Source organism: Niallia alba (assembly GCF_012933555.1).
Taxonomy (GTDB): domain Bacteria; phylum Bacillota; class Bacilli; order Bacillales; family Cytobacillaceae; genus Niallia; species Niallia alba.
The window spans coordinates 3,279,315-3,294,553 of record NZ_JABBPK010000001.1; the positions used below are offsets into that span (position 1 = coordinate 3,279,315).

16 protein-coding genes are annotated in these 15,239 nt (G+C 34.6%); 4 read left to right on the plus strand and 12 right to left on the minus strand.

Going from position 1 to position 15,239, the window contains the following annotated elements; genetic code table 11:
- The gene (locus HHU08_RS15810) at nt 1-213 is read right to left on the minus strand and encodes a YqgQ family protein (RefSeq protein WP_040344238.1); all 213 of its coding nucleotides are present in this window, start codon (nt 211-213) and stop codon (nt 1-3) included.
- 362 nt (nt 214-575) lie between these two features.
- Between HHU08_RS15810 and HHU08_RS15815 the strand changes: the two genes are divergently transcribed.
- Nucleotides 576-1,448, plus strand: coding sequence for a hypothetical protein (locus HHU08_RS15815; RefSeq protein ID WP_169188830.1), 873 nt, complete (start codon nt 576-578; stop codon nt 1,446-1,448).
- On the opposite strand, the gene HHU08_RS15820 is transcribed toward HHU08_RS15815, so the two are convergent.
- The 8 genes from HHU08_RS15820 to HHU08_RS15855 form a co-directional block, all read right to left on the minus strand.
- Complete coding sequence (locus tag HHU08_RS15820) at nt 1,438-2,955, minus strand: rhomboid family protein (RefSeq protein ID WP_169188831.1); 1,518 nt, start codon at nt 2,953-2,955, stop codon at nt 1,438-1,440. The genes HHU08_RS15815 and HHU08_RS15820 overlap by 11 nt on opposite strands.
- Before the next feature lie 369 nt (nt 2,956-3,324).
- Nucleotides 3,325-3,525, minus strand: coding sequence for a hypothetical protein (locus HHU08_RS15825; RefSeq protein ID WP_169188832.1), 201 nt, complete (start codon nt 3,523-3,525; stop codon nt 3,325-3,327).
- 110 nt (nt 3,526-3,635) lie between these two features.
- A complete protein-coding gene (locus HHU08_RS15830) occupies nt 3,636-4,412 on the minus strand; it encodes a DUF92 domain-containing protein (protein ID WP_169188833.1) in 777 nt (258 codons plus the stop codon).
- The gene (locus HHU08_RS15835) at nt 4,405-4,974 is read right to left on the minus strand and encodes a 5-formyltetrahydrofolate cyclo-ligase (protein ID WP_169188834.1); all 570 of its coding nucleotides are present in this window, start codon (nt 4,972-4,974) and stop codon (nt 4,405-4,407) included. The genes HHU08_RS15830 and HHU08_RS15835 overlap by 8 nt, the downstream gene beginning before the upstream one ends.
- Before the next feature lie 69 nt (nt 4,975-5,043).
- Nucleotides 5,044-5,193 carry a 50S ribosomal protein L33 gene (rpmG, locus tag HHU08_RS15840; protein ID WP_016204868.1) on the minus strand — a complete coding sequence of 50 codons (150 nt, stop codon included), beginning with the start codon at nt 5,191-5,193 and terminating at the stop codon, nt 5,044-5,046.
- Between the two features lie 67 nt (nt 5,194-5,260).
- Nucleotides 5,261-5,887, minus strand: coding sequence for a hypothetical protein (locus tag HHU08_RS15845; protein WP_169188835.1), 627 nt, complete (start codon nt 5,885-5,887; stop codon nt 5,261-5,263).
- 25 nt (nt 5,888-5,912) lie between these two features.
- Nucleotides 5,913-8,366 (minus strand): glycosyltransferase, encoded by a 2,454-nt coding sequence (locus HHU08_RS15850; protein WP_169188836.1) that lies wholly within the window; start codon nt 8,364-8,366, stop codon nt 5,913-5,915.
- A complete protein-coding gene (locus tag HHU08_RS15855) occupies nt 8,363-9,061 on the minus strand; it encodes a DUF4912 domain-containing protein (protein WP_016203019.1) in 699 nt (232 codons plus the stop codon). The genes HHU08_RS15850 and HHU08_RS15855 overlap by 4 nt, the downstream gene beginning before the upstream one ends.
- Nucleotides 9,062-9,606: 545 nt before the next feature.
- Here HHU08_RS15855 and HHU08_RS15860 point away from each other — a divergent pair.
- The 3 genes from HHU08_RS15860 (at nt 9,607) to HHU08_RS15870 (ending at nt 12,217) form a co-directional block, all read left to right on the plus strand.
- Nucleotides 9,607-9,957 carry a hypothetical protein gene (locus HHU08_RS15860; protein ID WP_328019316.1) on the plus strand — a complete coding sequence of 117 codons (351 nt, stop codon included), beginning with the start codon at nt 9,607-9,609 and terminating at the stop codon, nt 9,955-9,957.
- Nucleotides 9,958-9,961: 4 nt separating this feature from the next.
- Entirely contained in the window at nt 9,962-10,450 is a 489-nt protein-coding gene (locus HHU08_RS15865; protein ID WP_169188838.1) for an endolytic transglycosylase MltG, read from the plus strand.
- Nucleotides 10,451-10,945: 495 nt separating this feature from the next.
- On the plus strand, nt 10,946-12,217 hold the full coding sequence (locus tag HHU08_RS15870; protein ID WP_169188709.1) for an IS110 family RNA-guided transposase: 1,272 nt from the start codon (nt 10,946-10,948) through the stop codon (nt 12,215-12,217).
- 612 nt (nt 12,218-12,829) lie between these two features.
- Here HHU08_RS15870 and phoU read toward each other — a convergent pair.
- From phoU to pstA, 3 genes are read right to left on the minus strand one after another with little or no spacing between them, the layout of a single operon-like run.
- On the minus strand, nt 12,830-13,483 hold the full coding sequence (gene phoU / locus HHU08_RS15875) for a phosphate signaling complex protein PhoU (RefSeq protein WP_016203015.1): 654 nt from the start codon (nt 13,481-13,483) through the stop codon (nt 12,830-12,832).
- A gap of 37 nt (nt 13,484-13,520) precedes the next feature.
- A complete protein-coding gene (gene pstB, locus HHU08_RS15880; RefSeq protein WP_016203014.1) occupies nt 13,521-14,339 on the minus strand; it encodes a phosphate ABC transporter ATP-binding protein PstB in 819 nt (272 codons plus the stop codon).
- Nucleotides 14,340-14,359: 20 nt separating this feature from the next.
- Nucleotides 14,360-15,238 (minus strand): phosphate ABC transporter permease PstA, encoded by an 879-nt coding sequence (gene pstA / locus HHU08_RS15885; protein ID WP_016203013.1) that lies wholly within the window; start codon nt 15,236-15,238, stop codon nt 14,360-14,362.
- Between the last annotated feature and the right edge of the window lies 1 nt (nt 15,239).

Consider the following 15,239-nt stretch of genomic DNA (forward strand, 5'->3'; position numbering starts at 1 on the left):
TCAATTCCCCCTATTTTTCTCATCTGTTAAATGTTGTATTTCATGATTAAGCAAGCGCATCGCAGAGTCGAATTCTTGTTCCTTTATTAATTGAGAATGATATAATTCTTTTATTTCCGATTTCATTAATTGTAAATCGCCTACTCGATCGCCTACATAAATAATTGTTCCATAACTTTTTAGAAACTGTTGTACATCATAAATTGTTTGCATGGTACCCCTCGCTTTCATCCATTATTCTACCTGCTGCAAAGGTTTGCATAAAGTGATAAATTAATCGTTTTCAAATTAAGTATATAGGAAATGAACTGTTTCCTCAACAGCAGATTGTTTTTCACTATTAGAATAGTTATTCCTCGTCAAAAAGCAAAAAAGAGTGAATCAATTTCTCTTAAATACCAAGCCTTTATCCCAGGCAGCAGGAGCAACTAACCATCAGTGGAAGATAAAGAAAAACCTCCACTGATGGTTAGTTTTCTTTATCATATTTTTCTTTTTTATTCATATAATGAAAGAAGTGTATATAAGACAGGCTTATGCCACATTAGCATTCTTAAGATGGAGCGGTGAAAATAATGAAAAAAGATTTTATTCGTTTAACTCTATCTCTTCTCATTCTCGTTTCTATTTTCTATATTTTTCAACAAAAGCAGATTGCAAAGGAGAGTATAACTTATTTTCCAATAGATCCTACTGTGACCTTTCCAAAAGCAAATACAACGCTTACCTTTAGCAAAAAAAGATTTGATGAATACAGCATTCTTTGGGAAAGTAATTCTTCTATTAATAAGCTAGCCTATTTAAGACAAGACATGAGCTTACTGTATGCAAATGGGAAATTGATAAGCACGATGGGAGAATGGAAGCAAAATACATTAGAACTTTCCGAGAAAAAGACAGTCGTTGAAAGAGAAAGCAACTATTTACAAGCTATTACTTTTCATTATGCCGAAATACATGATGCCAGTGAAAGAATATTCAGCTCACAAAAAATTTCTGCCGATAATTTATATGTTATCAACTCAAAATTTGAAAACACACCTATTTTTTTTCATCATCCAAATAACTTAGTAGAAAAGGATTGGGCCAAAACATTAGATAAAGAGGCATTTGACTATGCGGAGTACGCTTATCGTCAAGGGTTAAAGAAATTCCATATTTCAGCTGATCAATACCATACTAAACTTTTACTTACAGAATTAACACCATACAACGATGCACCTCTCCCGCATTTTTCCAAGGAACAAAGCGCCAAAATTATCGGACAATTAACAGAGGGACTTTACAAAAACTATTTCCTTGGCATTATAAAAGAAGATGGAACCATTGCAGATCCCATCGGAAGTTCTATTCCAATAATTTTAATTAGTGACAACCATCTTCTTATCTTATTTACCACAGCAGATGATGAGCCAATTGTTTTAAGGCAGCAAATATCTACTCTTTAATTTTATCCCATAAACGAAGATATTTAAGATTATTTTCGTCTAATTCTATCGCTGTTTGTATATATTCTCTTGCCTTGGTTAAATCTTCATTATAAAGACTGACTACGGCTAAATTATAATAAGCCTCATGAAATTGCGGATTCAAAGCGATTGTTTTTTGAAGATTCTCTTCTGCTTTGGCAAATTCCTTATTCTTAAGCTGAATATAAGAAAGTAAGAAATAATAGTTTTCATTATTTTTAAATTCAACTTTATTCAACACTTCTTCAGCTTGCGCGTATTTTTCATCATTTATGTAATTATTAACCAAATTAAGTGCGGATTTATCCACTCTATGTAACACAGCTGTACTCGCCGTATAGCTAATCCCTATACCTATCAGTAATAAGGTCATAACCAAAGCGCTGAGCTGGATTTTCCAGCTTTTTTTCTTGGGAAAATGGACGATAGCAGTCGCCAAAAATCCACCTACTAAACCGCCAATATGGCCGGCATTATCGATTCCTTGAATAGTAAATCCAAAAATAAGATTAATAATGATAATAATGATAACATTCCATCCCATCACGCGAAAAAAAAGCTTTGGAAATTGCCAGGCAAAATAAAGAAGAGCCCCAAAACATCCAAAAATGGCACCACTTGCCCCAGCAGATAAAGAGGGACTTAATAAATAGCTCGCAAATACCCCACTAAACCCAGCAAATAGATAAATAAATAAGAATCGACTGTTTCCAAAAATCCGCTCAATTAATGGTCCCACATAATATAGTGCAATCGAATTCATTAGTAAATGTAATATCCCAATATGTAAGAAAATCGGCGTTATTAGTCGCCACCATTCCCCATCGGCGATTAAATAATTTACTTTTGCCCCCCAATTAATTAACGTTTCACTGTTGGTACTTCCCCCACTTCCTTCCATTAAGAAAAACATAATAATTTGAATAGCGATAAAAAGATAAGATATAAAAGGTTTGCCAAAATGAAACAGCTGTCTTTCTTCTTGTTCATTTTGTTTTATATGGGTAAAAACATCTTCTTTATATGTTTCAATTTGTGCGTTTCGTTCTTCCTCTGTATCAGGAACGACATTCAAGTCAGCTATAGTATGTCCAGCTAACTCCCATTCTTCGATAGACCGATCGAGAAGGACTGTTTTAATTTCTACTTTTTTATCCGCACTAATAAATGGCTTATCAATTAAATGTGCAAAGGAATCGACAGGAGGAAAAGCTGTTATATACATACTCTCCACTTTAAGAGAGCGATTGCGCAATGTACGTCTAATTCTTTCAGCATTTAATGAGGTTCTTTCCATATCTCTACTTAGCCAATTACTCCAATCCAAATCAATACGAAATAAACGAATAACGGGATACTTTATTGCACCGCTTTGCTCCTCTAGCCATATCTCTTGTTGGTCTTCTGATAGATAAATTATTTTATACTGACATTCAGTCACTAAAAAATCGACTAATCTCCAATATTTATATTGTTCTATCTCCATCTGTTCTCTCCCTACTCTCCGAACACTGTATAAACTTCTCTTTTTTCATTCTCCAGTTGCTTAAAAAAGAAACGTCGTCATTTTTAGGAAATCACCTTTTCCTTAACAATACTATAAAGGGTCTATCATTTCCTTTTTTATAATAAAATACCATTAAATTATACTCTATGCAGCTAATATATGTAGCTAGATCATGTTTTAATGTTTGCTAATAATAAAGGGAAACCGTATTTTACAGATTACCCTTTAAAGAAATTTAGAAACTATAATAGCAAAGGAAATACCCTGTGTGATCTCACAGGGTATTATGACTGAAATAAATTCGGTGTTTTAAACAGGATCTATCAACCATTCTATGCTTTTTGAAAGTTATTGATAAATAGTGTTTTGCGAACGGCCAAAAACAGAATTCATCATCATTCTTTTTATACTAGGAACACTCAATAATACTCTTACAGCATATTTACGGATCAATGGATTCCTTAATATGGTATTCATGACACGGTAACGTTTTTGAATTAAATAATATCCACCTAACACAATTAGTAAAATGGAGAATACTCTTGACATTTTTCCATCCCTCCTAATAGTTAGTTTGGTGATAAAAATTAATTTTATCCGTTTTGATTATGTGAAAATATTCCCGTATCTTAATTCCGCAAATAGGCTATGGTAAATCATTACTGAAAGAAGACAAAATACAACAAGGCTGCCAACAAACCAGAAAGTACATTCACCATATCATTATTAAATAGAGCAAACCCTTTTATCTTAACTAGGCTTTCATGACATTTCCACTTTGTTTCAAAAATTTTCCCACAAACTGGACACTTATACTCCACTTGTACAAATGCTCCTAAAATGGTATCAATAACATTCCCTAGAAATCCAAATAGAATGATGCTAACAAATCCTCCTAAATGAATGGGAAATAATACGATTGCTGTTAATGCAATAACAAACGCCCCTGCTAATGCAGCCCATGTCCCTAAAACACTGATTGCCCCTGAAGTGCCTGTTTCTGTTGGTTTCCATGTTCGAACAGAGATTGGATTTTTTTTACTTAATGAACCAATTTCAGAAGCCCATGTATCCGAATTGGCAGCTGCAAGCAAAATGGAGAAAACAGTAATCCAAATGGAGTCTTTAGTAAAATAATAAACGATACTAGCAATGGCAGCAAACCCTCCATTTGCCATAACTTGTAATGCATCGCGAGTAGATCCTTTTTGTGTTTTTTCTGCCATCGATTGTTTTGTTTTCCCTTTGTATTTTGAAAACATACTAGAAGACACAAAAAATACTCCTAGAACAATTAATCCTTTATAGCCAAACCCGATCGCAATTCCTGTACCGACGAAAAAAGCTGCAATTGCACCACTCTTAGTTAAAGATCGACGTTTGAAAGCATAATAAGAAACAAAAAAAATGAAAATAGGATATATAATACTACTCATCTGTACATAATACCCCTTCATTTGTAATTATTTTTTGGACTGCTAGGTCATGGTTCTCTTTTGGGATTTCTTTCTGTAGCTGCATAGAAAAAGCTAACGATATTGTCTTTCCTTTATAATTTTGCAGAAAGCGGTCATAATATCCTCCTCCGAAACCTAGTCTATATCCTTTTGGCGAATAGGCTAGCCCTGGAACAAGGAGTAAATCAATTTGTGCTGGATCTGTTTGTTCTGTTTCTTCTACAATAGGTTCGAACAAATTACTATAAACAGATTCAAGCTGATTAAAATGCTCTAATTGGCGAAAAGTCATTTGTCTAGTTGCGGGGTCGCACTTTGGAATACTTACCTTTTTTCCTAATTGCCAAGCTGTACGAATAATTTGATAAGTATCAACTTCAGGAAATTTGGAAATGGTAATCCCGATATGATTAGCAGAAGTAAAGGAAACGTCCTTATATAATTGGAGAGCTATCTGATAAGACATTTGCTCATATTGAGGCTTACTAATTTTATGTAGTTGTTTGATTATATTTGTTCGAAACTGTTTTTTTTCCTGCATCTTATGTACACACCATCCTTGCCTTCTGTTTTAAAATATGAAAAAAACAGAAGGGATATCCCCTTCTGCTTATTTTGTTTCACGGTGAACTGTAGTACGTTTTTCTCTTGAGCAATATTTTTTTAGCTCAAGACGATCTGGATTATTTCGTTTATTTTTTTTAGAAATGTAGTTACGATCACCACATTCAGTGCAAGCTAACGTAATGTTTACACGCATGTTTATTTCCCTCCAAACTATAGGTTGCTAGTTCGTGCATACGACTTTTATATGATAACATCTTTTGTTAGGAAATGCTAGTACTTGTTTTCATTAGAATATGATTCAAATCTAAAATATCTTTTTTTTCTGTGCCCGTTATCGACCAAGCACGGCTAATGCCAGTTGATTGGGGCTTAACTTCCATGTTTAAGGAAAAGATACTTACACTTGAACCTTTAGCCATTGGTTGATATTTAAGAATGCCTTTATGATTATTGTTCCAGATAAGCTCTGTGTGTACATTCCAAATAGGTTGTACCGTTCTCTGTTCGATACTCGTTGTTTCATGTTTCCCATTTACTAAATAGAGCTGGTCATCGATGGAATGATAGATGACGTTTTCCGTAGGTGAAACAAATGAAAGATGTTCTTGATAAGCTTTAGTAAAGTAATTTAAGACTAGAATTTTCATTTTCTTCGTTTCAGTAGAATGATTACGCACATAAATTTCATTATATTGTATTTTGGAATGTTTGTGTATTTGCTTTACATGCACAGAAATGGAATGCTCAGGTATTAATTTTTCATAACCGTTCTGAATCCAATATGTTTTGCCATCAATCCAAATTCCAGGTGTTGTCGTTAATTTTTTCATTAATAGCTTTCTTTGAACACTTTGAAAGTCTTTTTGTAAATTAGCCTCAATTTTCATTCTATCTTCACCTACTCTAATATTTTTAATTAGATATGGATTCTTTCACCTTAGCATGAACGATTAGTTCATCAAAAACTCTTCTTGTTTCTTCCCCAATTCGATTCCAACTAAAAAGGTGGCTCACTAATTTTTTGCCATTTTGACCAATCTCTTTACCTACTAATGGGTTTTCCAATAAATACTCTATATTCTCTACTAAGTTTTCTGCATTATTTGGTTCCATATATAGTCCTGTTTCTTTATCTTTAATAATTCCTTTTAAGCCACCCGTCTGGGAAACAATCGTTGGAATTGCAAATACTAATGATTCTAGGGCTACAATCCCAAATGGCTCATATGAACTCGGTATCACTACGATATTTGCATGGGCATAAAATGCATTCTTCTGTTCTTCCTGTAAATAGCCTATCAACCGGACATTTTCCGATAGTCGGTTTCTCTCAATAAATTTTTGGTACTCATCATACATTGGTCCGACTCCCGCTATAACAAAAGAAATATCCGATCTCTTCTTAAGCAATTTTCTTGCCGCTTCTAATAGCGTCCCAAAACCTTTTTCTTTAACCATTCTTCCCATAGCAAAAATAATTTTTTGGTTACTGTTCAGATAAGAGGATTCAATTGGCGCAAGCGAAATCTCTTCCATTTTTAAAGATTCTACTCCATTTGGGATAACAGAAATTTTTGCTTGTTCTACTTCAAAAACCGTCATTACTTCATTCTGCATATATTCACTGCAAACGATTAAAGAATCTGCTGCATGTATAAGCTGCCTTTCTTTTTCATGGATAAACTTCTGCATTTCCGTATAGATTCCGCCATTTCTGCCATGCTCTGTCGCATGTATTGTGGCGATTAAAGGAATTTGGAATTGATCCTTTAATGAAAGCGCGGCAGCACCTACTAGCCAATCATGTGCTTGAATCAAATCGAAAGTCATATGCTTAGCTATTTCTACTGCTTTATCCCACATTGCAAGATTTAATCCGCCAATCCAATGGATAAAATTATGTTCCATACTATGCATTGGTTTGACTCGATAAACAAATAAACCGTCCTTTTCTTCTACATCTTCTGCTCCTTTGTTCATATCTTGTGCTGTAATAAGATGAACTTCATATCCATTTTTCACTAGACTACTTGTTAATCCCACTACATGTGTTCCGAGACCACCGATTACATTTGGTGGATATTCCCATGATAAAATGAGTGCTTTTTTTCTATTTGCCGACTCCTTTTGGATTAACTTCTGATTAGTCATCTGGATTGTTGTATTTAAAATCGGGTACTCTTGTTCTCTGAAAGATAACCACTCTTTATCAATAGATCCTTTCAAATACCTACTTAACTTATTTGCTGCGTCCAGGTAGTCTGCAGCTACTTCTTTTTCCCCATTATCTTGGTAAAGTAAAGCGCTTAGCATTATCCATTCTTTTTCCAGCTGTTTCTGAATCCTTTGACTGTCCGTATTTAAAGTAGTTTGTCTCCATTGATGAATTTCTCTTTCCATAAAAACTAAAGAGACATATGAAGAGCTTTGTTTATGCATATTTCTTTTTCTGTCACGGTTTAAGAAAGAGGCACATAAATGTACATGATCCATCCCTTGACTAAATTGCGTTAAATACGTATTAGGCGTGATATGAACCATATAGCCTTCATCACTTAAGTAACGGATCGTTTTATTAAGATCTTCCCGCACCTTTACATAGTTATCTAAGTTAATTGGTAGGGACAAGACCGACTCATTTGTATAATGATTATACGACTCAAGCAACTCCATAATTGCTTTATCCCAGGCATGTTTAGTCACATTCTCTACTTGAAAAATCTGATACAAACTTTCTTCTATCGGAAAGAAAACCACATCATGTGGGGATTCCACTGCGATTCCAACATCACTTGGTAAAGGATCGCTATGATAGATTGTTGCACTATTTAGATAACTGTATGTTAACTTCTCTTTTTTCAAATATAAGTCCAAGCCAGGTGAAAAATATCCTTCTGGAAACCAAAATCCTTTTGGACGATAATCTAAATAATCATCGATAATCGATAAACCCATTTCCATTTGCAATTGAACACCTGTACTGGTTGAAACATTTGATAAAAGGGAGAAAGAAGCGGGACTTCCAAGCAGTTCGATTCGATTTTCTTGGATGAGTTTCTTAAGTACTTTTAATAAATTTTTCTCCTTTTGAAGCCAATAAGAAAGTAATTCAACATCCTGAGCTTCTTTTTCTAAAAATTCTGTTATTTCTTCTCGAAACGACGGTAAATCCAGCATCTCCAAATATATTGGTGGTATAACAAGTTGAATGGTATAAGACGGATTATCCTTTTCAGTATGGTAAAGAAAGTTTATAAAATTTATTGTCTGTTCATAAAACTCCTTTTTAGCGTGCTTATCTTTCGAAAAATAGTTCATAAAAGGGATCTTATTGATTACAATCAATTGAAAATAAGAACCATTCATTTCTTTTTCACATCCTCTTGCTCTTCTAATTCATAATAGCTATAGGTACTTACATGCTCAATCCAATTTGGAATGGAAACATCCCCATTTTCCCATTTCAGCAACTCTTTTTCCATTATTCCAGTATGATCTTGTGAAGTTCTAGGCGTATGTAATGAATTAGACTGTAATATAGGCAAAAAGGATTGATAAACATCGAGGACGCCAATTTCAAAACAAAAACTTCTGTTTGGCACTAAGTCTTTTAGTACAACCGATTCCTGTTTATTTTCAACCGGTAGCAAACGATAATTATGCGCATTGCTTCCATTATATATAATGCTCGTTATATCGTTAATCTTTATTGCCAAAGAACAGCTATTGGGGTCAATATCATAATAAGTTGAAATTAGCTGCCATTTCCCTTCAGGTATTCTCCAAAATACTAATGCCGTTTCTTCGCTTGTTAACCAAGCTTCCATGCCATTTTTCTTTGCTAATAAATCAATGCTTGTCCAAAAATTTTCGGTTACATAAGGATTCTTCATTTGTAATTCCTTATTAATCTTTTTCTCTTCTACTTGTCCAGTTACCTCTTGTTCTTTTACGTACTTTTTCCATTGGTATTGAACTTTACCTACAGTTGAATTTAGTTCGATGGCAATTTTCCGGAAAGAAAGTCCTTTACGTCTTAAATTTACAATTTGTTCAATCAATAGAACTAGCACCTCTTTCTAAATTTTGTTTTCTTTTCCTGTTTTATCTTTGTTGTATGTATCGCAACTTACTAGTATATGTCTACAAGATTCTTTTTAGTTCCCTATTTATACTATTATGTTACCACTGAATTGGTAATGCTACAATGAACAGATTTTGTCGGATTATGCTTTAACTTACGTACGTTTATCTAAAGGGCTCAAAAAATTTTTTCAACCTTTTAGCCATCTGCTTTAGTAACCCAAATTCGACATATGCTTTAAAAAAAAACAGTTTAATTACGACATATTTTTAAATGTTTCGCAAATGAATTCGAATATTGTCTCCCATTTTTTGAAGAAATTAATGAAATTTCCAACTGTCCTGTAAAAAGCACCTAGCTTTTCTTTTTGATTAAATAGGAATTATTTATGGAAAATGATAAAATATCTTTAGACTGGACAGCTTCTATAAAGCTTACTTTATTAAAATAATTTAAAATGAAGAAATTATCCTGAGGTGAATTATGTTAACTGTTATGCTAGTACTAATAGGAGTTTCCTTATTGCTCCTAATTCTATCTTTTTTCCTTCGTGACCCTATTAAAGATTTGCGCGAAGAAATAGACCAACTTTCCATTCAACAAGTACAGGAAATGTATAAAATAAAAAAGAAATTAAAAGTGCTTGAAGAAGAATTAATGATTGGTGAAGAGAATTTTGCTTTTAAACCATCATCTGCGATAAAAGAATCAAAATCAGACCAGGCTGAAAATATCCAACCAATTCATGCCATTATTAAAAATCAAGTTTGGACACTTGCGGCAAGTGGCGTTCCCGTTGATCAGATCGCAAATCAATCTTCCCTATCGATTACTCAAGTTCAGCAAATTATAAATGAAAGGGTCGGAAAGTAACGAGATGAAGAAACAAAATTTACGTTCGTTGGCAATCGGAATGCTCCTTTCAGCAAGTATAATTGCTAGTTTTTATCTATATCAAGATAACAACAAGCAAGAACAGAACACCCTAAACGTTTCAAATGCGACTACCTATTTACAGAGAGAGGGTTTTACTGTATTAACAGAGGCTGAATACACAGATTTACAAACAAAATTAGAGGAAAGCACCCAGAATCAAACAAAACCAAATGCGGGAGCTAATAAAGAGGAGCAAGAAGAACCTAAAGAGGAAAAAAAGGAGACCTATTCCTACACGCTTAAAATTACCAGTGGTATGAGTATTTCTACGATCGCCGAGTTATTATTTAACGAAAACATTGTAAAAGACCAAGAAGAATTTGAAACCTATTTAATTGATAATGACTACCATACAAAAATTCAAGTTGGCAGCTTCCGCTTAACTAGTGACATGAGCTACAAAAAAATTGCCGAGACACTTACGGAATAAATAATGCATCATAAGAGTGAAACTTCCATCAGTGGGGGTTTTCCTTCTGATGGTTTGTTAAACCAATCGGACCTTTACAGACAATTGATCTTCCACCTATCTTCCTCTTATTCTCATAAGCTTGAGGGGGAGTCTTACTGTCCGTTAAGAGTGAAATAAAAAGAGGCTGGGACATAAGTATTCCAGCCAAGGATAATTCCGAACAATTATACGAAGATGCTAATGAATGTTCCGTATAATTGTTCGGGCTTTTATTTGTTTTTCAAAGGATGTTTCCATGAAGTTTGGTGCGATTCCCCGCAGCCGGAATACACTTCGCTTTCCATGGGGCTCGCGCTGAGCCGCTTCGGCCTGTGGCCTGCAGGGTCTCAGACTGTCTCGCTAATCCCATAGGAGCATTCCTGTGGGGGTAGTTTTAGGGGCTTGCATAAAAAAAGATACTCCTATATGATGCATGTATCAACGCCAATCAATACGCAGCAAGGAGAATCTACTATGAATAATAAACGTAATCAAAAAATAAATCAAGTCACTAATTCTACTCTTATCATTGGCATTGATATAGCAAAAAGAACGCATTATGCTTGTGCAGTGGATGATAGAGGACGGGAATTAAGTAAATCCTTCGCCGTCCATCAGTCTAATCAAGGCTTTCAACAATTTTATATTCACTTACATCAATTGATGAAGAAACAGGGAAAGAAGGATCTTTTGATCGGTTTTGAACCTACAGGTCATTATTGGATGAATCTCGCTGCATTTCTTGCCTCCAAAGGCATTCGTTACGTCATTGTGAATCCCTTACATGTAAAACGATCGAAGGAAATGGATGACAATCTCCAAACAAAGAATGATAAGAAAGATGCGAGAGTTATTGCCAAATTAATCACAAACGGCTATTTTAGTTCTATTCGCAAGCTAGAAGGAATAGAAGCAGAACTTAGACAAGGATCTTCTATTCGGGGGAGTGTGAAGAAAGAAATAGCGAAAGTAAAAAACCAGATCATTCGATGGACAGACCGATATTTCCCTGAATTTTATACTGCTTTTAAGGAGTTAGGAAAGAATGCTTGTGCGGTGTTAAAACAGACGCCTTTACCAGTAGACTTAGTAGGACGAGAGGTAGAAGAGTTGATCACTTTCTATCGAGAGAAAGAACAGCTGGCCTATCCAGCAAGATCCAAAATAGCCAAATTAATAAAGGCGGCAGAACAATCCATCGGCTTAACAGAAGGCGTTGAAATGGCACGACTGGAAATTGTTATGTTGATACAAAAATATGAACTATATACAAATCAGTTAGAAACAGTGAATCAAGAATTAAAAGACATGGTGGAAGACCTAGCTGAATTTCACTATCTCTTATCGATTCCGGGTATTGGGGAAGAGACAGTGATTGATTTACTGTCAGAAGTAGGATCTCTAAAGAATTATCAACATCCACGCCAACTCATAAAATTAGCGGGATTAACATTACGAGAAAATTCTTCTGGAAAGTATATTGGTCGAAAAAGTCTTTCAAAGCGAGGGAGAAGAAAACTACGATCGCTTCTCTATCGGGCAGTACTCCCTTTAATACGAAACAATAAGGTCTTTCACGATTTATATCAATATTATATTACCAGGACAAATAATCCACTAAAGAAAAAAGAAGCACTTGTTATACTCTGTAGTAAACTATTGAAAGTATTTCATGGGTTAAGTCACCAAGAAGTTTTGTTTGATGGAGAACGGATGAGACAGGATATTTCCGTCTTCCCCGCCTAACATATCCAAGGTAGAGCTTAATGTAAAAAATAATTCACAAGATGACACAGTAGCTGGCTTATAAAAAGACATATGACTTAGAGTCTATATAGGAGCAGGATGCCAGCCTCTACCTTATGATGAAACCAAACGAAGGAATGTAAGCGCGCGACGCTAAGAGACATGGGAGGGTACGTTCTCGTAAGAATAGTAGAGACCAAAGTGCATCAAATAATGTACCTTTGTCAATTAATCCCTATTGACTCTAGCGAAGCGTCTTCTTCATTCCCAGTTATTTTATAAAATGGGGAAAACCACCTGTGATAAGTCTGAAATAAGTTAAAAAAAATTTTTTATTTCACCAATAATCTACTACAAACGTTGGTATATCAACTTTTCCGGAGGGAGTCTTCGTGTATTCCGGCTGCTCTGTTTTTCCAACTAATTATATTTCCTCTTGTAAAAAGTATGCGAAAGCAGCCGCTATTTACTAGCTATATTAGAAATTGTTCGTCTTTACAGAGTATCTATTTAGTTATGTCCCATCCTCTTTAGACTGGAAACAAACTTAAGTTAAAGGTTTGTCTCCAGTTTTTTATATTGGCGTTTTAATCATTTTTTAAATTTTGCCATTTACCAATCATATTGTCTACCTTTTACTAAATAAAAGATATTTTCAGCAATATTAGTAGTGTGGTCTGCTGCTCTTTCTAAGTAGCGACATACAAACGTCAGCTGTGAGATTTGATGCAAATATTCAGGTTTATTTTTACTGATTTCGAATAACTCAATAAACGCTTGTTTGTTCAAACCATCTACTTCATCATCCATCTCAGCAATTTTCCGTGCTAATTTTGTATCTTCCTTATTATATGCATCTAGCGATAAACGCAGCATTTCATTCGTAATTTCCAGCATCTTTTTTACGTGAACCATCGGTTTTACTAATTCTTGATTGCCTATTCTTATAGTAGCTTTTGCAATATTTACGGCAAAATCGGCGATTCTTTCAATATCTGTTGCAATCTTTATTCCAACAATAATCCGTCTCAGATCAATCGCTACAGGGGCCTGTTTCGCAATTAGAAGTATAGCAAAATCATTTATTTCTTCATACAATCTATCTGCCTCTGCATCATCATCAATAATTTCTAATGCCATTTCTATGTTTTGTGTTTCAAGTGCTTCTAAAGATCTTTGTAAAGCTTGAATAGAAAATTCTCCAAGCTCTGTTAATTTTCCTTGTAGTTCCTTAAGACCTGCTTCAAATTTCTCTCTAACTGGCATGGTATAAGTCTCCTTTTTGGGATTTCAGCTATAATAATTATCCAAATCTACCTGTAATATAATCTTCTGTTCTTTTATCTTTTGGGTTAGAGAATATTTTATCTGTTACATCAAACTCTACTACTTCTCCATTTAAGAAGAAAGCTGTTTTATCAGAGATACGTGCCGCTTGCTGCATATTATGTGTAACAATAATAATGCTGTAATTTTCCTTTAATTCTTGAACAAGTTCCTCTACTTTTAAAGTAGAAATCGGATCGAGAGCAGATGTTGGCTCATCCATTAGAATCACATCTGGTTCAATAGCTAGGCAGCGAGCAATACAAAGACGCTGCTGTTGTCCACCAGAAAGTCCATATGCATTTTGGTTTAACCTATCTTTTACTTCATCCCAAATTGCCGCACCTCTTAAACTTTTCTCTACTATTTCATTTAAAATTTTCTTATCGCGAATACCATGAATTTTCGGTCCATATGCAACATTTTCATAAATTGACTTTGGAAATGGGTTTGGTTTTTGAAAGACCATTCCTACTTTTGTTCTTAATTCTTCCACCCCGTAATCTTTGTCAAAAATATTACGACCGCGATAGTTAATTTCCCCTGATGTTTTCACTCCAGGCACTAATTCGATCATACGATTTAATGTTTTTATATAAGTTGATTTCCCGCAGCCTGACGGACCAATTATGGATGTTACCTCATTTTCCATAATATCTAAATCAATATTTTTCAATGCATGATTATCCCCATACCATAAATTAAGCTGATTTGTTTTATAAACAGAATTTTTTGTGTTAACATCTGTTGTGCTTTCTACTGCTTTTTTCACTTTGTCTACAAAAACTGTGCTCATTTGAAGTTCCCCCTGTACGTTTAATAACGTTTTTGAAATTTATTTCTGATAAATACTGCAATAGAATTCATTAAAATTAATAACACTAATAGAACGATAATCCCTGCGGCTGCAAGATTCTGGAATTCTTCCTGTGGTCTTCCTGTCCAGTTATATATTTGCATCGGCAATACAGTGAACATATCAAAGACTGTTCTAGGCAAGAATGCTAGGAATAAAGGTAGCCCTAATACTACTAAAGGGGCCGTTTCCCCGATTGCACGTGATAGTGCTAGTATTCCTCCCGTTAAAATACCAGGAATAGCTGCAGGCATTACTACTCTTACAATCGTCTGCCATTTTGTTGCTCCCATCCCCAATGATGCTTCTCTCAATTCATTTGGCACCGCACGAATTGCTTCTTGTGCTGCTACAATAATGATTGGTAGAACTAACAAACTCATTGTTAATCCAGCTGCTAGGACACTTGTTCCAAGTGATAATGCACGAACAAACAAAGTTAATCCAAGTAAACCAAAGACAATGGATGGTACTCCAGCAAGGTTTGATATATTAATTTGGATGAAATTTGTAAACTTATTTTTACTTGCATATTCTTCAAGATAAATAGCTGTACCAACTCCAACAAGTAGAGCAACTGGTGCAACTACCCCCATTAGCCATACTGTTCCTATTAATGCAGTATATACTCCAGCATTTTCTGGTTTTCGAGAAGGTAAGCTTGTTAAAAACTGAAAATCTAAATAGCCAATTCCTTGAGTCAATACTCGATAAAAAAGAACACCGAGAACAACTAAACCAAATAAAGTTGCACTAAAAAATAAAGCTCTCATTATGACATTTTTCAATAATCTCGGTTTCATTTTCTTTATGACATCAGAATGATTTATTAACTTCATC